Origin of the sequence: Azospirillum sp. A29 (assembly GCF_042604625.1) — a bacterium.
Taxonomy (GTDB): domain Bacteria; phylum Pseudomonadota; class Alphaproteobacteria; order Azospirillales; family Azospirillaceae; genus Azospirillum; species Azospirillum palustre.
Window position 1 is genome coordinate 569,733 of the sequence record NZ_CP170466.1, and the last position, 19,036, is coordinate 588,768.

A 19,036-nucleotide genomic window follows, 5' to 3' on the forward strand; every position below is an offset into this window, starting at 1 on the left:
CCGAGCGGTCACTTCCGCTCGATCAGCTCGACCTTATAGCCGTCCGGATCCTCGATGAAGGCGATCACCGTGGTGCCGTGCTTCATCGGGCCGGGCGGACGCGGGATCTTCACGCCTTCGGCCGCCAGCTTCTCACAGGTGCCGTAGATGTCCGGCACGCCCAGCGCGATGTGGCCATAGGCGGTGCCGATCTCGTACGGCTCCTTCTGATCCCAGTTGTGGGTCAGTTCCAGAACGGCGGTGTCGGACTCTTCGCCATAGCCGACGAAGGCGAGGGTGAAACGGCCGCCCTCAAAGTCATTTCGGCGCAACAGCTTCATGCCGAGCAGCCGGGTGTAGAAGTCCAGCGACTTCTCCAGGTCCAGCACGCGCAGCATCGTATGCAACAGACGGAATTCGCTCATGGTCTCTGTTCTCCCGTTCGGGGTTTGCCCTCTTGGGGCCCGATTGAGCGGCGCTCTGCGACGACGTCCAGAATGGCGCGCGCGGCCCGTTCGCTCGGCGGGATATCTCCCTGGCCCAGCCAGCGGGCAACCTCGGCGACGCCGTCGATCTGCACCTGACGCGCCTCCGGATCGTCCAGCAGGCGCCCCAATTCGGCTGCCAGTTTATCGGGTCGGCAGTCCTGTTGCAGCAGTTCCGGGACCAGCATGCGGTCGAGCATCAGGTTGACGAGGTTCACATACTTGACCCGGATCAGCCGCCGATAGAGCGCGACCGTCACCGGATTGAGGCGATAGGCAATGACCGTCGGCAGCCGGGCAAGCGCCAACTCCAACGCCACGGTACCCGAGGCGGCGAGTGCCACCTCCGCTGCGGCGAAGGCGTCGTATTTCTCGGTGTCCCCCTCGACCAGAAGGGTTCGGACCGGCCAGTCGGCAATCGCGGCAGCGACACGGTCACGCACTGTCGCCACAGTCGGCACCACCGCCACCAGATTGGGATGGGACGGACGCAGCAGGTCCAGCGTCGCGCGGAAATCCGGCAGGAGACGCGATACTTCGCCCTTGCGACTGCCTGGAAGCACGGCCACGACACGGTCGGTCGCGGCAATCCCATGGCGTTGGCGGAATCCCGGCCCATCTCCCCTGCCCGCCCGACCCTCGACAACCGAATGGCCGACGAAGGTGCAAGCCAGCCCCTCCTTCTCGAAATAGGGTGGCTCGAACGGAAGCACCGCAAGAAGGTGATCGTAGATGGCCGCATACTTCGCCGCACGCTTGGGCTTCCATGCCCAGACCGTCGGAGCCACATAATGGACCAGCGGAATTGCCGGATCGGCCGCACGCAGTTTTTTCGCAACGCGCACCGTGAATCCGGGCGAATCGATGCCGACCACCGCGTCGGGACGCATGCGCAGGATTTCAGCCACCGTCTGGTCGATGCGGCGGATCAGGTTCGGCAGATGCGGCAGCAGTTCGAAAATACCGAACAGCGTCAGTTCCGCCATCGGGAAGAGGCTGACCAGCCCCTCCGCCGTCATCCGCTCACCGCCGATACCGACGAAGCGAACCTTGCCGCCGGTCAGCCGCTTCGCCGCCGCCATCAGCCGCGCGCCAAGCGCATCGCCGGAAGGCTCGCCTGCAATCAGGAACAGCGTCGGTGCATCGTCAGCCACATCGGCGACAACCATATGACCGGCAGTCATTGCGGGATCTCGATGCCGAGGACGAACAGGCCGAGACGGTCTGCCGCTTCGGCAACCGCGGCACGGTCGACCAACAGGCTGCCGCCGGCTTCGACCGCAATGCCACGCAGCCCCGAGGCCGCAGCCCGCTCCACGGTGGTGACCCCCATGGTGGGCAGGTCGATGCGGCGGTCCTGCTTGGGCTTCTTCACCTTGACCAACACGCCGCCAGGGCCCGGCCGGATCAATCCGGCGCAGCGGCCAAGCATCGCGTCGGTCCCTTCGATCGCCTCGACCGCCAGGACGATGCCTTGCTGGACCACCGCTCCCTGCCCGACATCGAGCGCGCCCAGGGCACGGGCAACCTCGACCCCGCGGGCAATGTCCCGCTCCGCATCGGCATCGGGCATCAGCCGGCCCACCGGCCCTGCGACGGTCAGCAGATCCCTCAGCAGCTCGTGCAAACCGACCACACGGAAACCGTCTTCCTCGACCTCGTGCACGACGGCCCGCAGCAGGCCGTCATCGCCCAAAGCGCGTGTCCCGACGCGGGCGAGAAAGCGCGCGGTGCGCCAATCCGGCATCAACTCGGTGAAGGACGGCCGCCTGACGGGCCCAGCGAGCACGACCTCCCCGACGCCTTCCTCGTGAAGGCGGCGCAGGATCGTGCCGGCAGCGCCGAAACGGCTCCACAGATGCGGAAGCCCCGCAACCGTTTGCGGATCGGTATGACCGTCGAAGGCAACAATGAAGACGTCGCGACCCTGCCCACGCACCGCCTCGGCGATGCGTGCGGGCAGCGTGCCGCCGCCGGCAAGGATCGCCAGCTTGGGTCCTGCCGCCGGCGATCCGTTACTTTGCGTGGTTTCGGCCATCGGCCGGTTGCCTCAGCTCTCGCGCGGCTGGCAGAGAGACCGGGCTTCCTTGGCGCGGATAAAGGACAGAACGTCCGAAATCAGCGCCCGCTCGCCGAAATCGCGGCCGACCCCGTCGACCCGTTCGGCGAAGGTGCCTTCCGGACCGAACAGCATGCGATAGGCGGCGCGCAGGGCGTGGATGTCGTCCTTCTTGAAGCCGCGACGCTCCAGCCCCACAAGGTTCAGGCCTGCCAGCCGCGCCCGGTCTCCCATCACGAGACCGAAGGGAATCACGTCGTTCTCGACGCCCGACATGCCGCCGATCATGGCATGGGAGCCGATGCGCACGAACTGGCGCACCGCCGACAACCCGCCGATGATGACATAGTCGCCCAGGGTCACGTGGCCGCCCAGGGTGGCGTTGTTGGCCATGATGACATGGTCGCCGACGACGCAGTCATGGGCCACATGCGAGCCCATCATGAACAGCCCGTCGTCGCCGACGCGGGTGAGCATGCCGCCGCCCTCGGTGCCGGGGTTCATCGTCACATGCTCGCGAATCTGGTTGCGGGCACCGATGACAAGCTCCGACGGCTCGCCATGGAACTTCAGATCCTGCGGACGGTGGCCGATGGACGCAAAGGGGTAGATGACGGTGTCTGCGCCGATGCTGGTGCGCCCATCGACCGCCACATGCGACACCAGCCGAACGCCATCGCCCAGCGTGACGTCGGGACCGACGACGCAGAAGGGGCCGATGTCGACCCCTTCCCCCAGCTTGGCCGCGGGATCGACGATGGCGGACGGATGGATGGTGACGGTCATTTTTCGTCCAGAATCATGGCGGAATAGACGGCTTCAGCGACGAGGACGCCGTTGACCTTGGCCTCGCCTTTGAACTTCCACACGTTGGCACGCTGGCGCTGCTTGGTGACGTGGATGTGGATGGTGTCGCCAGGGGTGACGGGACGGCGGAAACGCGCCTCGTCGACGGTCATGAAATAGACCAGCTTGCCTTCGGCATCCGGACCCAGCGTGGCCACCACCAGAACGGCCGATGTCTGGGCCATCGCCTCGATGATCAGGACACCGGGCATCACGGGGCGGGACGGGAAGTGCCCCTGGAAGAAGGGCTCGTTGATCGTGACATTCTTGACGCCGGTGGCGCCTTCGCCCAGCGTCACGTCGATCACCCGGTCGATCATCAGGATCGGGTAACGATGCGGAATCATCTTCATGATCCGCATGACGTCGATGTCGTCGATCTTTTTGCTTTGTGCGCTGTTGTCCGCCGTCACGTCCATTGCCCGGCCGCCCGCCTTTCCACCAACCGATAGGGTTCAGTATTCCCCGTTTCAGGGAACGGGCACCGCCGCCCCGATGGGGAGCACCGGCGCCTTCCTGTTTGCACCGCCTTCTTGCCCCATTTCCGCGGCGACCGCAACGCCGAACCCGGAAGAGGACTGAAACCGGAAACAGAACGGGGCCGCCGCCGTCCCGCCTGGGATGGCATCGGCCCCGGTCAGATTTACATCACTGCTTCGGAACGTTCAGCGCAACCTGCGGCAGCTTCTTGTTCACCCGCTCCATCACCACATCGGTGACATCGAGCTGGGTGTCGACCAGAACGAACTGCTGGCGGGCCAGAACGAGGTTGGCACCCCGCTCGCGGGAAATGTCCGCGACCACCTCGACCATCGTCTTGTGAACGACAGCCATCGCCTCGTTCAGGCTGGTCTCCAGGGCGCGCTTGCGGGTCTGCACCGTCTTCTGGACGTCGGCGACCTGCTTTTCGAAGTCACGGCGCTTGGTGGCGAGCGCTTCCGGCGACAGAACGGTCTGCTGCTTGCGCAGTTCGTCCTCGTTCTTGCGGAGCTTGTCCTCCAGCGCGGAAATTTCCTTCTGGTAGGAGTCACGCAGCGTTTCGAAGGACTTGGTGATGCCCTTCGACGCGCTCGACTCCTGCATGATCTTCTGTACGTCGATCACGGCGATGACCGGAGCCTTCAGCTCCGCACCCGGCGCCGGCACGTCGGTCTTTGGCGCTTCCGCCTTGGGGGCATCGGCCTTGGGCGCCGACTGGGCCTGAACAGCACCTACGGTAAGAACGAGGCCGGCAGCCGTGACGGCCGACAGAAGGGCGACGCGAAGCCGCGTCTTGAACAGCGTGGATTGCATATTAGAACCTGGTTCCGAAGCTGAAGCGGACGAGCTCTTTCTTGTCGTAGCCTTCCTTGCGGATCGGCAGCGCGACGTCGAGCCGGATGGGGCCGAACGGCGACTTCCACGACACACCCGTGCCGATGGAAACGCGGATGCTCTCGTCATCCTTCACGTTCGGATCTTTGATGTCGACCTTGCCGAGGGTGCCGACGTCGGTGAAGGCATGCCCGAGCAGACCAAATTCCTCCGGTAGGCCGAACGGGAAGCTCATCTCCACCGAGGCACGGGCATAGCGCGTGCCGCCCAGAGCGTCGCCGGTCGAAACGTCGCGGGGGCCGATACCGGCGGTGTTGAAGCCGCGCAGGGTATCGCCGCCGATGAAGAAGCGGTCGCCCAGGTCGACCTTCTTGCCAAGACCGTGGATATACCCGATCTCACCGGTCGTGCTGAGCACCCATTGTTCATCGCCAAGCGGCAGATAATATCCACCGGCCAGCTTGTTCCGCAGGAAGCGCACCGAGCCGCCGAGGCCGGCAATGTCGTTGGTCAGGCGGATGAAATAGCCTTCCGTCGGCGTCAGCTTGCTGTTGCGGACGTCGTAGGTCAGTTCCTGGCCGATCAGCGAAGTCAGCCGTTCGCCGCGCTGCTCCTGGATGTACTTCGACGCGGTCGTCGGCACTTCCTCAATCAGTGTATCCTGCAGCTGGTAGTAGACTCGCTGGCGCAGACGCTCCGTCAGCGGATAGCCGAGGCGCAGGGCGAAGCCAGTGTTCTTCTCGTTGAACGAGCTTTCGTCCTGGTAATTGTAGCGGGTCCGGAACACGTCGACGCCGGCCGACAGGTCGCGGTCCATGAAGTACGGCTCCGTGAAGGAGATATCGTACAGCTGGCGCCGGCCCGACAGGGTCGCACCCAGACGCAGATCTTGACCGCGGCCGAGGAGGTTGCGCTCGCGGATCGAGAAGTCACCCAGCGGACCGTCGGAGGTCGAAAAGCCGGCACCGATGGAGATTTCACCGGTGGACTGCTCGGCCACGTCGACATTGACCACGGTGCGGTCGGGCGCGCTGCTCTCGGCGGTCGTGATGTTCACGCGCTCGAAGAAGCCAAGATCCTTGATGCGCTGTTCCGAGCGCTTCAACTTCGAGGAGTTGAAGGGATCGCCTTCGGACAGCAGCATCTCGCGGCGGATCACCTTGTCGAGCGTCCGGACGTTGCCCGAGATGTCGATGCGGTCGACGAAGGTGCGCGGCCCTTCGTTGATCTCGTAGGTGATGTCGATCGTGTGGGTTTCGCGGTTGCGCGTGATCCGCGGCCGGACATCGACGAAGGCGTATTGCAGATCGCCGACGGCGTTCGTCAGCTTCGTGATGGTGTCTTCCACCTTCTGGGCGTTGTACCAATCGCCCTCGGTGGTGAGCACGCTGTTCTGAAGCACGGCCGGATCGAGCTGCTTCAGCGAGGTGTTGATGTCGACCTTGCCGAATTTGTACCGCTCACCTTCCTCGATGGTGAAAGTGATGAAAAAGTCCGACTTGTCCGGCGTCAGCTCGGCAACCGCAGACACCACGCGGAAATCGGCATAGCCTTCCTTCAGGTAGAAGCGGCGCAGCAGGTCGCGGTCGTAGCTCAGCCGGTCGGGATCGTAGTTATCGTCAGACGTCAGGAAACGCCACCAGGCCGATTCCTTGGTCTGGACATTCTCACGCAGGGTGCCGTCCGAAAAATGTTCGTTGCCGATGAAGGTGATGCCACGCACACCGGTGCGCACGCCCTCATTGATCTCGAACACCAGGTCGACGCGGTTCTGGTCGAGTTGGATGATCTTCGGCTCGACCGTCGCGCCGAAGCGGCCCTGGCGTCGATAGATGTCCTGGATGCGCTGGACGTCGGACTGGACACGGGTGCGCGTGTAGACGACGCGGGGACGCAGCTGGATTTCCTTATCCAGCGTCTCCTTGTCGATGCGCCGGTTCCCTTCGAACGCGATGCGGTTGATGATCGGGTTTTCGGCCACCGTCACGACCAGAGCATCGCCCTCGCGCTTCAGCACGACGTCAGCGAACAGGCCAGTGTTGAACAGCGACTTCAACGACTGATCGATCCGGTCGGGATCGAACGGGTCGCCCGGCTGGATCGTCAGATAGGAGCGGACCGTGGAGGGCTCGATTCGCTGGGTGCCTTCGACCCGGATGTCGCGCACCGTACCGCCACTGAACACCTGGGCGACCATGGACCCCGTGGCACCCGTCGCCCGTCCGGGCGAGGATGCGGTTTGGGCGTGGGCGACAGACACCGTCGTCATGGCGCAGCCGGCCAGCAGGCCCGCCACCAGAACTTTGCTCGACACCGGCAAATCACGCTCCCTGGCAAGGGGCTGGCTTTAGGAAACCAGTCCCCGGAAGAAATCGACCACGCGCAACTGAACTAGGTCGTTCCACGTGGCGAAGACCATGAGCGTTAATACCAAGGCCAATCCAATTCGGAAACCGTATTCTTGCGCTCGCGCTCCCAATGGCCGGCCGAGCAGCTTTTCAATCCCGTAAAAAAGCAGGTGTCCGCCATCGAGCATCGGGACCGGGAACAGGTTGATCAGCCCCAGATTGACCGACAGGAAGGTCATGAACCAAACCAGCGGATACCAGCCGGACTGGGCCACCTCGCCCGACATCTGGGCGATGCGCAACGGTCCGCCCAGCTCCTCCGTCCCGCGCGATCCCTGGACCATCTGGCCCAGCGCGGTGAAGGTGCCGGTGATCATGCCTGCGACTTCTCGTCCCGCCTGCCAGACGGCGGTCAGGGGATCGTGGCGCATCATTCCGACGCTGCCGCGGCTGATCCCGAGCAGACCGATCTGATGGGCGTTGCCGAGTCGGTCGGTGACGGTCTGCGAATCCGGCGTCGCGGTCAGGGTCATCACCCGGCCGTCGCGCTTCAACTCGACCGCCAGCGGCTGGCCCGGACGGATCGAGACGATCTGGCGGATTTCCTCGAATCGCTGAACGCCGGTTCCGTCGACCGACAGGATCAGGTCGCCCGGTTGGATGCCGGCGCGCTCCGCGGCACTTCCGGGCTGGATGCCGCCGACGTCCGGCGGGGTGAAGGACTGGCCGGCGGTCATGAACAGCAGGGCCAGCACGACGATGGAAAAGACGAAATTGGCAATCGGGCCGGCGGCGACGATGGCCGCGCGCTGCCCCACCCGCTTGTGGTGGAAGGAGACCGCACGCTCCTCCGCCGACATCGCGGTCAGGTGCGCCCCCGGCGTGCTGGCCGGATCGGCGTCGCCGAACATCTTGACGTAGCCGCCGAGCGGCAGCGCGCTGAACTTCCAGCGCGTGCCGGCACGGTCGGTAAAGCCGAAGATCTCCGGCCCGAAGCCGATGGAGAAGGTCTCGATCCGCACGCCATTGCGCCGCGCGACCAGATAGTGACCAAGCTCGTGCACGAAGACGAGCACGGTGAGGACCAGAAGGAAGGCCAACACCGAGGTCCAGAAACCGCCGATAACATCCATTTCAACCCTTGCGCCTTCCAGCGCCTCGAACGCGGATCATCGGCTGCCAACCGCCGTCGCACCGATGGCCGCAACACGGCCGGCGGCATCCCGCCTCGCATCCGCGTCGGCCTCCCGCACGGCGGCGAGATCGCGCAGCGGGCGGTGGGGCAACGCCGTCAACGTCTCCTCGACGATCCGTTCGATGTCGAGGAAGCCGATCCGGCGGTCGAGAAACGCCTGGACGGCCACCTCGTTGGCGGCACTGAGTATAGTAGGAGCGCCCCCACCGCTTTGCAAGGCAGCCCGGGCCAGCCGAAGTGCCGGGAATCGCACGGGATCCGGCGCCTCGAAGGTCAGCGTCGCCGCCTTGACCAGGTCCAGCCGCTCCGCCGGGGTGGCGATGCGGGCGGGCCAGCCGAGAGCATAGGCGATGGGCGTGCGCATGTCGGGCGTGCCGAGTTGCGCCAGCACCGAGCCGTCGACATATTCCACCAGGGAATGGATGACCGACTGCGGGTGGACCAGCACGTCGATGCGCTCTTCCGGAATGCCGAACAGGAAATGGGCCTCGATCAGCTCCAGCCCCTTGTTCATCATCGTGGCGCTGTCGACCGAGATCTTGGCGCCCATGTCCCAGGTGGGATGGGCCACCGCCTGCTCCCGCGTCGCCGCCGACATGAAGGCGCGGTCCTTGTCGCGGAAGGGACCGCCGGACGCGGTCAGGATCAGGCGGGAAACGCTGTCGGTGCGCTCGAAATCGAAGACCTGGTAAATCGCCGAGTGCTCGCTGTCGACCGGCAGAAGCGTGGCGCCGTGCGCCTTCACCTCCTCCATCATCAGGGCACCGGCACAGACCAGCACCTCCTTGTTGGCGAAGGCGACGATGGCGCCGCGCCGGATGGCGGCGAGTGTCGGTTCCAGTCCGGCGGCGCCGACGATGGCGGCCATCACCCAATCAGCTGGCCGTTCGGCTGCGGCGGCGACCGCCTCGGAGCCGGCGGCCACCTCGATTCCCGTGCCGGACAGAAGCTGCTTCAACTCGGCATAGGCGGCGGGGTCGGCGACAACGGCCATGCGGGCATTCAGCTGCCGCGCCTGTTGCGCCAGAAGGGTTACGTTGCGGTTGGCGGTCAGCGCCTCCACCGGGAAGCGCTCCGGATCGCGGGAGACGAGGTCGACGGTCTGCGTGCCGACCGACCCGGTCGACCCGAGAATCGTCACGCTACGCGGCGCATCCGCTTTCACCACCATGACAGAACCGATCCAACGGCCGCGTGGAACAAGGCCAGCACCGGGGCAGCGGCCAGAAGCCCGTCGATGCGGTCGAGGATACCGCCATGCCCGGGGATGAGCTGGCCGCTGTCCTTCACATTGTAGCGCCGCTTGACCGCCGACTCGAACAGGTCGCCCGCCTGCCCGACCACGGCGGTGGCGGCACCGACCGCCAGAGCGATGTCGGGACGTGCCGCCCCGAACGCAAGCGCCACCAGCCAGCCGAACAGGGCGGACGCGGTCATGCCGCCGATCAGGCCGGCCCAGGTCTTCTTCGGGCTGATGCGCGGTGCCAGCTTTGGACCGCCGATGCTGCGCCCGGCGGCGTAGGCGCCGATATCGGTCGCCCAGATGGCAAAGAGGACGAAGAGGAACAGGGAGAGCCCGCTGTCGGGCAGATCGCGCAGCCACATCAGGCCGGCCATGCCGACCGCGACATACAGCACACCGAAGCCGAGCAGGCCGCGGTCGGAGCCGCCGCCGACGATGGCGGTCAAAACCGCGAAGGCAGTCGCCGCACCCAAGCCGGCGGCCGGGCCGGCGACGATCTGCACCATCAGCGCCACCAGGATTCCGATGGTCGCCATCAGGCGTGCAGGAAGCCGGCGGGCACTGGGAACGATGCTGGTCCATTCGGAAACGGCAACCACCGATCCGAAGGCGATCAGGGCATGGAACACCCAGCCGCCGGCCCAGACGGCGCCCAGCACGACCGGCGCCATGACCAGCGCCGACAGGACACGAACCTTGAGGTCGCCCGTCTTGGATGGCTTGGCCGGAGCCGCGGCGGCGGGCGCCGCGCTGTCAGCGGGACCCGGCGGTGGTGGCGCCGAAGCGGCGTTCCCGTCGGTGGAACTCTTCAATCGCCGCCTCCAGATCGCGCTTGGTGAAATCGGGCCAGAGCGTATCGACGAAGACCAGCTCGGCATAGGCCGCCTGCCACAGCAGGAAATTGCTGATCCGTTTCTCGCCGCTGGTGCGGATGATCAGGTCGGGGTCGGGAATGTCGGACGTGTAGAGCCGGGCCGACAGCGCGTCCTCGTCGATGGACTCCGGCGAGAGGCGGCCGGCGGCCACCTCCTCCGCCAGCCGGCGGGCGGCATGGACGATCTCCAGGCGCGAGCCATAGCTGAGAGCCACGACAAGGGTCATGGTCCGGTTGTCGCGAGTCAAAGCCTCGGCATTGTCGATCAGCCGGTTGATGTCCTCGGACAGGCGGGTGCGGTCGCCGATCACCCGCAGGCGGACACCTCCGCGGTGCAGTTCGGCGACCTCGCTGCGCAGATAGAAGCGCAGCAGGCCCATCAGGTCGCTGATCTCCTCTTCCGGCCGGCGCCAGTTCTCCGAGGAGAAGCTGAAGATCGTCAGAGTGCCGATGCCAAGTTCGCGCGCCGCTTCCACGGTGCGGCGGACGGCGTCCACGCCCTTCTTGTGCCCGGCGGTGCGCGGCAGGCCGCGCGCCTTGGCCCAACGCCCATTGCCATCCATGATGATGGCAACGTGCCCAGGAGCCGTGTTGGACCGGTTGTCGTCCGCGTCGCGCATTCCGGATCAGACCTGCATGATTTCCTTTTCTTTTTGCGCAAGCGAATCGTCGACCAGCTTGATGTGCTGGTCGGTCAGAACCTGCACTTTGTCCGACTGGACCTTGTGCTCGTCCTGGGTGATCTCGCTTGCCTTTTCCGCCTTCTTCAGGCCGTCCATGCCATCGCGACGGATGTTGCGGATGGCGACGCGGCACTGCTCGGCGTACTTGTGGGCGACCTTCGCCAGTTCGGCGCGGCGCTCCTGGGTCAGGTCCGGCAGCGGCACGCGGATGACTTGGCCTTCGGCCTGCGGGTTCAGGCCAAGACCGCTGTCGCGGATGGCCTTCTCGACCGCCTTGGTCATGCCGCGGTCCCAGACCTGGACCGAGATCAGGCGAGGCTCCGGAACGGAGACCGTCGCGACCTCGCGCAGGTGCATGCGGCTGCCATAGGCCTCCACCATCACCGGTTCCAGCAGATTGGAAGAGGCGCGGCCGGTACGGAGACCGCCCAGTTCCTTGCGAAACGAGTCAAGCGCGCCTTCCATGCGGCGCTTCAGATCCGATAGGTCGGGCGCAGCCACGGGCCTACTCCCTTTCTTCCGTTATGATGGTGTGCTTGCCACGGCCCTGCATCACTTCGGCGAAGGCGCCGGGCGTGTGGATCGAGAAGACCAGAATGGGAATGTGGTTCTCGCGCGACAGCGCGATCGCCGAAGCGTCCATCACCTGGAGTTCCTTGGTCAGTACGTCCATGTAGGTGAGGCGTTCGTAACGTTCGGCCGCCGGATCCTTCTTCGGATCGGCGGTATAGACGCCATCGACCTGCGTACCCTTCAGCAGACCATCACAGCCCATTTCCGAAGCGCGCAGCGCCGCGGCGGTGTCGGTGGTGAAGAAGGGATTGCCGGTACCGGCGGCGAAGATCACCACCCGGCCTTTTTCCATGTGACGGACGGCGCGGCGCCGGATGTAGGGCTCGCAGACCGTCGACATGGGTATGGCCGATTGCACCCGCGTGCTGACGCCCATCCGTTCGAGCGCGCTCTGCATCGAGAGCGCGTTCATCACGGTGGCGAGCATGCCGATATAGTCGGCCGAGGCACGCTCCATGCCGCTCGCCGCACCCTTCACACCCCGGAAGATGTTCCCCCCGCCGATGACCAGACAGACCTGGACGCCGAGCCCGATGACCGCCTTCACCTCGTTGGCGATGCGGTTGACCATCTCCGGGTCCAGGCCGTAGTCGCGCTGACCCATCAGCGCTTCGCCCGACACCTTGAGGAGAACGCGCTTGTAGCGGGCGCTCCCGGCCGGCGTGGTGGTCCCGGTGGTATCGACCATGAGGGGAACGCTCCCTTGCTGTTTCAGAATGCGGCTTGCGGACCTAAGCGTTCGACCTTACCGGTCTCAGCCCTGACCGCCGGCGGCGGCGGCGACTTCGGCAGCGAAGTCCGACTGGGCCTTCTCGATGCCCTCGCCCAGCGCGAAGCGGGTGAAGGCCGTAACCTTGACCGGAGCGCCGATGTCCTTGGCGGCGTTCTCAACCACCTTGCGGAGCTTGGTCTCGCCGTCGATCACGTAGGTCTGCTCCAGCAGGCAGACTTCCTCGTAGTACTTGCGGACGCGGCCTTCGACCATCTTCTCAATGATGGCTTCCGGCTTACCCGAAGCGCGGGCCTGCTCGGCCAGCACGCTGCGCTCACGCTCCAGCGACGAGCTGTCGACATCGGCGATGTCCAGCGCGTCCGGACGGGCGGCGGCGATGTGCATGGCGATCTGCTTGCCGAGGTCGGCCAGCTTGCCGGCATCACCGGTCGACTCCAGGGCGACCAGAACGCCGATCTTGCCCAGGCCCGGCGCGATGGCCGAGTGGACGTAGCTGACGACGACACCGGCCGAAACCGACAGCGTAACGGCGCGGCGCAGGTTCATGTTCTCGCCGACGGTGGCGATCAGGCTGGTCAGCTCGTCCTGGGCGGTGTGCGAGGTGCCCGGATAGGCGGCGGCCTTCAGCGCCTCGACATCGCCACCGGTGACCAGGGCCAGCTCGGCGCACTTGGCGGCGAAACCCTGGAACTTGTCGTTGCGGGCGACGAAGTCGGTCTCGGCGTTCACCTCGACGACGGCACCCTTGGTGCCGGCGGTGGCAACTGCGACCAGACCTTCGGCGGCGACGCGGCCCGACTTCTTGGCGGCGGCGGCGAGGCCCTTCTTGCGCAGCCAGTCGACGGCGCCCTCGAGGTCGCCCTGCGTCTCGTTCAGCGCCTTCTTGCAGTCCATCATGCCCGCGCCGGTCTTCTCGCGCAGTTCCTTGACGAGCGAGGCGGTAATCTCGGCCATGTTGCGCCCTCTTCCTTCCAAGCGATCCGGCAGGCGGATCGGATTGAGTCACAAAGTCAAAACGGGTGGCAACCCATCAAAAAGGCAGCCCATAAAAAAGGCAGCCGGGCCATAGGTCATAAGGCCCGGCTGCCCTTCAACCGTCAGGGTCAGGCCTGGGCGGCGGTCTCGGCGGTCTCTTCTTCCGGCAGCTGCTCGGCCGGGGCGTCCTCGGCGGCGCCGACGTCGATGCCGGCAGCGCTCATCTCGGCCTGCAGGCCGTCAAGCACGGCGCCGACCGTCAGGTCGCAGTACATCTCGATGGCGCGCAGCGCGTCGTCGTTGCCCGGGATCGGGAAGGCCACGCCGTCCGGATCGGAGTTGCTGTCGAGGACCGCGATGACCGGGATGCCCAGCTTGTTGGCTTCCTTGACCGCGATCGACTCCTTGTTGGTGTCGATGATGAAGATAACGTCCGGCAGGCCGCCCATCTCCTTGATGCCGCCCAGCGCACGCTCCAGCTTGTCGCGCTCGCGGGTCAGCTCCAGGATTTCGCGCTTGGTCAGGCCCGAGGTGTCGCCGCCCAGACGCTCTTCCATCTCGCGCAGGCGCTTGATCGACTGGGAGATCGTCTTCCAGTTGGTCAGCATGCCGCCGAGCCAGCGGTGGTTGACGTAGTACTGGCCGCACTTGGCGGCAGCCTCGGCGATACGCTCCTGGGCCTGGCGCTTGGTGCCGACGAACAGGACGCGGCCACCGCCGGCGACGACGTCACGCACGGCCTGCAGGGCGCGGTGCAGCATCGGGACGGTCTGCTCGAGGTCGATGATGTGCACGCCATTGCGCACGCCGAAGATGTACTGGTTCATCTTCGGGTTCCAGCGACGGGTGTGGTGACCGAAGTGGACACCGGCTTCCAGCAGCTGGCGCATGGTGAAGGTGGGCATGGTCATGTGGAAAAAATCCCTTTTTCCGGTTGCTCCGCCGCGGGCATTGTCGACAGCGCATGGAAACCATGGCTGAAGACACCGGATCGGGCCATCGGGGTAAAACCGAGGGTCCGCCAGCCCGCGTGAGGTTTTGACGACGGCGCTTACATAGCTCTCTTGCATCACTTTGGCAACAGCCACGCGGACATGACGAGTGTTTTTGTCGCCGTGAACCGCACCCCTCATTTTCAGCGTTATGACATCGGCGGACGGCCAGGCCCGCCTGCTTCCGTTCACCCAAGCTCCATCGGATCGCCGAAGACCAGAAGGTTCACTTCATGGCTTCACACACCCGGAACGGCCGACGCGTTGATCGCCTGAAAACCTATGGTGTAGCTTGCTTCGGTCATTCTCATTTTTACGGATGAATCAGATGACTTTGGATTCGAAGGCCTTGTCCGTGGTGAATGACGCCGCAGAACGGTATGTGGCGGCCCAGGGGATCCTGATGTCCGCCGTGGCCAAGCTGGGCAGCACGGTCGAAGGCGCGATGGATTTGCTGCCCGAGGGTATTCGCGGTTCTCTGCACGACACGCTTCGCTCGGCGCTCGAGCGGGCTTTCAAGGTCGCGATCCTGAACATGGATGACGAGGCGGGCAAGGAAGCATCGAAAGGCCTGTATAGATTGCTGGGGGCTGCAACCGGTGCGGCGGGCGGCTTCTTTGGAGCGCCGGGGATTCTGGCGGAATTGCCCGTCACCACCACGGCCATTCTCCGGTCGATTGCCGACGTGGCGCGCTCCAAGGGCGCGGATTTGAAGGACCCGGCGATACAGGTCGCCTGTCTTCAGGTGTTCGCGCTCGGCGGGCCGCTGGACGATGACGACGAGGCCGACGCTCTCTTCGTGGCGTCGCGAGTCGGCGCCAATATGGCTGCGCCGCGGGTGGCCGAGATGATCACAAAAGTCGCCGGCCGCTTCGCGATAACGCTGTCGCCCAAGATCGTGGCGCAGTCGGTGCCGATTGCCGGCGCGGTGGCGGGGGCCGGGCTGAACCTGACCTACATGTCGTTCTATCAGGCGATGGCCGCCGTCATGTTTACGCTCAGGCCCATCGAGGCCGAATTCGGCAGGGAAGCGACCCGGCAGAGCTTCCTCGATGCGGTCGGCGCGGCCAGGGCTAAGAAGGTCGCCGGAAAGAAAAGCGTTCTTCCGTAAGAAAAAGAGCCGCGCCCGAAAGCGCGGCCCTTCTCGATAACTGCGGGCTGTCCGGCTTTAAGCCTGGGGCGCCGCCGGAGCGGCCACCTTCGGCTTCGGCAGGTCGAGCTTCAGGTGAAGCTCCCGCAGGCGGGCGGTGTCGACCGGTGCCGGGGCCTGCATCAGCAGGTCTTCGGCCCGCTGGTTCAGCGGGAACGCGATGACCTCGCGGATGTTCGGCTCGTCGGCCAGCAGCATGACGATGCGGTCGATGCCCGGAGCCGAACCGCCATGCGGCGGGGCGCCCAGCTTGAAGGCGCTCAGCATGCCGCCGAATCGGGCTTCCAACTCCTCCGGCGGGTAGCCGGCGATGTCGAAGGCCTTGTACATCACTTCGGGCAGATGGTTGCGGATCGCGCCCGAGGACAGTTCCACCCCATTGCAGACGATATCGTACTGGTAGGCGTTGATCTCCAGCGGGTTCTTCTCCTGCAACGCCTTCAGGCCGCCCTGGGGCATGGAGAACGGGTTGTGGCTGAAGATGACCTTGTTGGTCTCCTCGTCCAGCTCGTACATCGGGAAGTCGACGATCCAGCAGAAGCGGAAGGCGTTCTTCTCGATCAGGTCCAGTTCCTCGCCGATGCGGGTGCGGGCGAAGCCGGCCAGCTTGGCCGCCGGGCCGGGCTGGTCGCAGACGAAGAAGATCGCATCGCCGTCCTCGAGACCGGCCAACTCGCGCAGGGCAGCCTGGGCGGCTTCCGGCACGAACTTGGCGATCGGGCCCTTGCCGCCGCCGGCTTCCATGACGATGTAGCCGAGGCCGGGAGCGCCGAGCCCGCGGGCCCAGTCGTTCAGCTTGTCAAAGAAGCTGCGCGGACGGTCCGACACCTTCGGCGCACGGATGGCGCGGACGACCCCGCCCTTCTCCAGCGTCTGCTTGAAGGCGCGGAATTCCACGTCGTCGCGCTTGAACACCTCGGTCACGTCGGTGATGACCAGCGGGTTGCGCAGGTCCGGCTTGTCGTTGCCGTACTTCAGCATCGACTCGGCGTAGGAGATCCGGCGGAACGGCAGCCCGTCGATCGCCGGCTTCGAGTCGCGGCGGAAGCCGCCGAACTCGTCGAAGATGCCGTGCAGAACCGGCTCGATGGCGGCGAAGACGTCTTCTTGGGTGACGAAGGACATCTCGAAATCGAGCTGGTAGAATTCGCCCGGGCTGCGGTCGGCGCGGGCGTCCTCGTCGCGGAAGCAGGGGGCGATCTGGAAGTAGCGGTCGAAGCCGGCGACCATCAGCAGCTGCTTGAACTGCTGCGGAGCCTGCGGCAGGGCGTAGAACTTGCCGGGATGGTTGCGGCTGGGCACCAGATAGTCACGCGCGCCTTCCGGAGAGGAGGCGGTGAGGATCGGCGTCTGGAATTCGGTGAAGCCCTGGTCGATCATGCGGCGGCGCGCCGAGGCGATCACGCGCGAGCGCAGCATGATGTTCTCGTGGATGCGCTCGCGGCGCAGGTCGAGGAAGCGGTAGCGCAGACGAACGTCCTCGCCGGCATCGGTGTCCTGGTTGACCTGCAGCGGAATCTGCTCCGCCTCGCCTTCCACGGTCAGCTCGGCGATCTGCATCTCGATGCGGCCGGTGGGCAGCTTGTCGTTGATGGTCTCGGCCGTGCGCTTCACCACCTTGCCGGTGACGGTGATGACCGATTCCAGCTTCAGCCGGTTCGCGACCTCGAAGGCCGGGTTGGAGGTATCGACCACGCACTGCGTCAGGCCGTAATGGTCGCGCAGGTCGATGAACAGCAGCTGTCCATGGTCGCGCTTCCGGTTCATCCAGCCCGACAGGCGGACGGTTTCACCGGCATTCTCTTCACGAAGCTGGCCGCAGGTGTGCGTGCGGTAGGGGTGCATGGGTCGAAACACCTTGAAAAGGTCGGATTCCGGCGGAAAAAGCGGTCCGACACACCACACCGGACGCGGCCGAAAGTCAAGCCGCGATAGGGCGGAGCGTGCAGCCAACAGGGCCGGAACGCGACATTTGGAACGCTATGAAACACTCTGCGCGCCCCTGTTCACTGTTCAATTCGCCGGCATGCCGGCCGTCGAACCCGAGTTTAGCACCGTGGCGGCTGCGGGATAAGCGGAGCGGTAAAATCGGGCCGGGACTGTCCGCTCCCCCACCCGCCCGGACGGCCGTCCCGAGAAACGCATCGCCTTCGCGCGTCGGCGGACTTTCAAGCACCCGTTCGGTCGTGTATGAAGCAACCATGACGCTCATCACGACAACCGACGCCCTCCAGGCCTTCTGTCAGTCGCTGGCAGGGACCGAATACATCACGGTCGACACCGAGTTCCTCCGGGAAAAGACCTATTGGCCGCAACTGTGTCTCGTCCAGGTCGGCGGGCCCAACGGCGCGGTCGCCATCGACCCGCTGGCCGAGGGCATCGACCTGGCGCCGCTGTTCGCGCTGATGAGCGACCCGTCGGTCCTGAAGGTGTTCCACGCCGCCCGGCAGGATGTGGAGATCTTCTGGCATCTTTCCGGCCAGATCCCGCATCCGCTGTTCGACACCCAGGTCGCGGCGATGGTCTGCGGCTTCGGCGAGAGCGTGGGCTACGAAACGCTGGTGACCAAGCTGGCCGGCGCGCGCATCGACAAGTCCAGCCGCTTCACCGACTGGTCGCACCGCCCGCTGACCGAGCGGCAGCTGACCTACGCCCTGTCCGACGTCATCCATCTGCGCCCGGCCTACGAGAAGCTGAAGCGCCGCCTCGCCCGTTCCGGCCGGTCGCACTGGCTGGAGGAGGAGATGGCGATCCTCACCGATCCGGCCACATATCAGGTCGATCCGGAAAGCTCCTATCTGCGGCTGAAGGTGCGCACCAACAAGCCGCGCTTCATGGCGATCCTGAAGGAGCTGGCGGCTTGGCGCGAGCGCGAGGCGCAGCGCCGCGACCAGCCGCGCTCCCGCGTCCTGCGCGACGAGGCGCTGCTGGAAATCGCCGCCCATGCGCCGACCACCGTCGATGATCTCGCCCGCACCCGCGGGCTGGGCCGCGGCTTCGCCGAGGGGCGCCAGGGCGCCGACGTGCTGGCGGCGGTGAAGGGGGGACTGGACCTGCCGGACAGCGCCCTGCCCCGCGTCGAACCGCGCGAGGAACCGCCGCCCGGCCTGCAACCCATCGTCGAGCTTCTGCGCGTCCTGCTGAAGATGAAGTGCGACGAGAACAATGTCGCGGCGAAGCTGGTCGCATCGTCGGCCGATCTGGAGGCTCTGGCGGCCGACGACGGCGCAGACATTGCGGCGATGCAGGGATGGCGGCGCGAACTCTTCGGCAATGATGCGCTTGCCTTGAAGCACGGAAAGATCGGACTTGCGGTCATAGATCGCCGCGTCCGCATCGTTCCTGCTGGCGAACCACGCCCGTCGGCGGCTCCGCCGGAACCGGAAACTTGACCTTTTCGGATGGCGTCGCTTCGATGACTGTGACGCATTTTGCTGCGGTCCGGGTTCCTCCTGCGCCCGGACTTCAGCCTTAAGGGCTTTTTAAAGAAAGTTACCGTTAAGATCGGTTCGGCTTCGCAGCATCGAGCGGACCGGGGTATGCCGGCCGAGGCATGCCCCGGACCTCCGGCCTGCCGACAACGCCGC

General features: G+C 65.5%; 19 protein-coding genes. 3 read left to right on the top strand and 16 right to left on the bottom strand.

All coding sequences use genetic code 11. The annotated features are described in order from the left end of the window. Nucleotides 1-8: 8 nt before the first annotated feature. Genes gloA through fabZ form a run of 5 tightly spaced genes read right to left on the bottom strand, consistent with a single transcriptional unit; the run spans nt 9 to nt 3,788 of the window. Nucleotides 9-404 carry a lactoylglutathione lyase gene (gene gloA, locus ABNQ38_RS17550; protein WP_098739969.1) on the bottom strand — a complete coding sequence of 132 codons (396 nt, stop codon included), beginning with the start codon at nt 402-404 and terminating at the stop codon, nt 9-11. After that, nucleotides 401-1,633, bottom strand: a complete 1,233-nt coding sequence (lpxB, locus tag ABNQ38_RS17555; protein WP_377809507.1) for a lipid-A-disaccharide synthase — start codon at nt 1,631-1,633, stop codon at nt 401-403. The genes gloA and lpxB overlap by 4 nt, the downstream gene beginning before the upstream one ends. Nucleotides 1,634-1,644: 11 nt before the next feature. Next, a complete protein-coding gene (locus ABNQ38_RS17560) occupies nt 1,645-2,502 on the bottom strand; it encodes an LpxI family protein (protein ID WP_377809508.1) in 858 nt (285 codons plus the stop codon). A gap of 12 nt (nt 2,503-2,514) precedes the next feature. Further along, nucleotides 2,515-3,309, bottom strand: a complete 795-nt coding sequence (gene lpxA, locus ABNQ38_RS17565) for an acyl-ACP--UDP-N-acetylglucosamine O-acyltransferase (RefSeq protein WP_109049991.1) — start codon at nt 3,307-3,309, stop codon at nt 2,515-2,517. Continuing rightward, nucleotides 3,306-3,788 carry a 3-hydroxyacyl-ACP dehydratase FabZ gene (gene fabZ, locus ABNQ38_RS17570; RefSeq protein ID WP_377809509.1) on the bottom strand — a complete coding sequence of 161 codons (483 nt, stop codon included), beginning with the start codon at nt 3,786-3,788 and terminating at the stop codon, nt 3,306-3,308. Before fabZ ends, lpxA begins: the two co-directional genes overlap by 4 nt. On the opposite strand from fabZ, the gene ABNQ38_RS17575 reads away from it, so the two are divergent. Continuing rightward, entirely contained in the window at nt 3,721-3,951 is a 231-nt protein-coding gene (locus ABNQ38_RS17575) for a hypothetical protein (RefSeq protein WP_377810138.1), read from the top strand. The genes fabZ and ABNQ38_RS17575 overlap by 68 nt on opposite strands. Before the next feature lie 66 nt (nt 3,952-4,017). Here ABNQ38_RS17575 and ABNQ38_RS17580 read toward each other — a convergent pair whose 3' ends face one another. From ABNQ38_RS17580 to rpsB, 10 genes are all read right to left on the bottom strand, one after another. Continuing rightward, a complete protein-coding gene (locus tag ABNQ38_RS17580; protein ID WP_377809510.1) occupies nt 4,018-4,662 on the bottom strand; it encodes an OmpH family outer membrane protein in 645 nt (214 codons plus the stop codon). A 1-nt stretch (nt 4,663) separates the two neighbouring features. Beyond that, nucleotides 4,664-7,003 carry an outer membrane protein assembly factor BamA gene (gene bamA / locus ABNQ38_RS17585; protein ID WP_377809511.1) on the bottom strand — a complete coding sequence of 780 codons (2,340 nt, stop codon included), beginning with the start codon at nt 7,001-7,003 and terminating at the stop codon, nt 4,664-4,666. A 27-nt stretch (nt 7,004-7,030) separates the two neighbouring features. Further along, nucleotides 7,031-8,164 (bottom strand): RIP metalloprotease RseP, encoded by a 1,134-nt coding sequence (gene rseP, locus ABNQ38_RS17590; RefSeq protein WP_109049994.1) that lies wholly within the window; start codon nt 8,162-8,164, stop codon nt 7,031-7,033. A 36-nt stretch (nt 8,165-8,200) separates the two neighbouring features. Beyond that, nucleotides 8,201-9,397 (bottom strand): 1-deoxy-D-xylulose-5-phosphate reductoisomerase, encoded by a 1,197-nt coding sequence (locus tag ABNQ38_RS17595; protein ID WP_377809512.1) that lies wholly within the window; start codon nt 9,395-9,397, stop codon nt 8,201-8,203. Further along, nucleotides 9,388-10,281: a phosphatidate cytidylyltransferase gene (locus ABNQ38_RS17600; protein WP_377809513.1), complete on the bottom strand. Its 894-nt coding sequence runs from the start codon at nt 10,279-10,281 to the stop codon at nt 9,388-9,390. The genes ABNQ38_RS17595 and ABNQ38_RS17600 overlap by 10 nt, the downstream gene beginning before the upstream one ends. After that, on the bottom strand, nt 10,223-10,963 hold the full coding sequence (locus tag ABNQ38_RS17605) for an isoprenyl transferase (protein WP_109447365.1): 741 nt from the start codon (nt 10,961-10,963) through the stop codon (nt 10,223-10,225). Before ABNQ38_RS17605 ends, ABNQ38_RS17600 begins: the two co-directional genes overlap by 59 nt. Before the next feature lie 6 nt (nt 10,964-10,969). Further along, a complete protein-coding gene (gene frr / locus ABNQ38_RS17610) occupies nt 10,970-11,491 on the bottom strand; it encodes a ribosome recycling factor (RefSeq protein WP_211099175.1) in 522 nt (173 codons plus the stop codon). A gap of 40 nt (nt 11,492-11,531) precedes the next feature. Then, nucleotides 11,532-12,287: a UMP kinase gene (gene pyrH / locus ABNQ38_RS17615; RefSeq protein ID WP_098739980.1), complete on the bottom strand. Its 756-nt coding sequence runs from the start codon at nt 12,285-12,287 to the stop codon at nt 11,532-11,534. Between the two features lie 66 nt (nt 12,288-12,353). After that, nucleotides 12,354-13,286, bottom strand: a complete 933-nt coding sequence (tsf, locus tag ABNQ38_RS17620; protein ID WP_377809514.1) for a translation elongation factor Ts — start codon at nt 13,284-13,286, stop codon at nt 12,354-12,356. Between the two features lie 149 nt (nt 13,287-13,435). Continuing rightward, a complete protein-coding gene (gene rpsB, locus ABNQ38_RS17625; protein ID WP_098739982.1) occupies nt 13,436-14,218 on the bottom strand; it encodes a 30S ribosomal protein S2 in 783 nt (260 codons plus the stop codon). A gap of 409 nt (nt 14,219-14,627) precedes the next feature. On the opposite strand from rpsB, the gene ABNQ38_RS17630 reads away from it, so the two are divergent. Further along, nucleotides 14,628-15,410, top strand: coding sequence for an EcsC family protein (locus ABNQ38_RS17630; RefSeq protein WP_377809515.1), 783 nt, complete (start codon nt 14,628-14,630; stop codon nt 15,408-15,410). A gap of 57 nt (nt 15,411-15,467) precedes the next feature. On the opposite strand, the gene aspS is transcribed toward ABNQ38_RS17630, so the two are convergent. Beyond that, on the bottom strand, nt 15,468-17,294 hold the full coding sequence (gene aspS, locus ABNQ38_RS17635; protein WP_377809516.1) for an aspartate--tRNA ligase: 1,827 nt from the start codon (nt 17,292-17,294) through the stop codon (nt 15,468-15,470). Nucleotides 17,295-17,650: 356 nt separating this feature from the next. Between aspS and rnd the strand changes: the two genes are divergently transcribed. Beyond that, nucleotides 17,651-18,841 (top strand): ribonuclease D, encoded by a 1,191-nt coding sequence (gene rnd / locus ABNQ38_RS17640; protein WP_377809517.1) that lies wholly within the window; start codon nt 17,651-17,653, stop codon nt 18,839-18,841. The last annotated feature ends 195 nt before the right edge of the window (nt 18,842-19,036 follow it).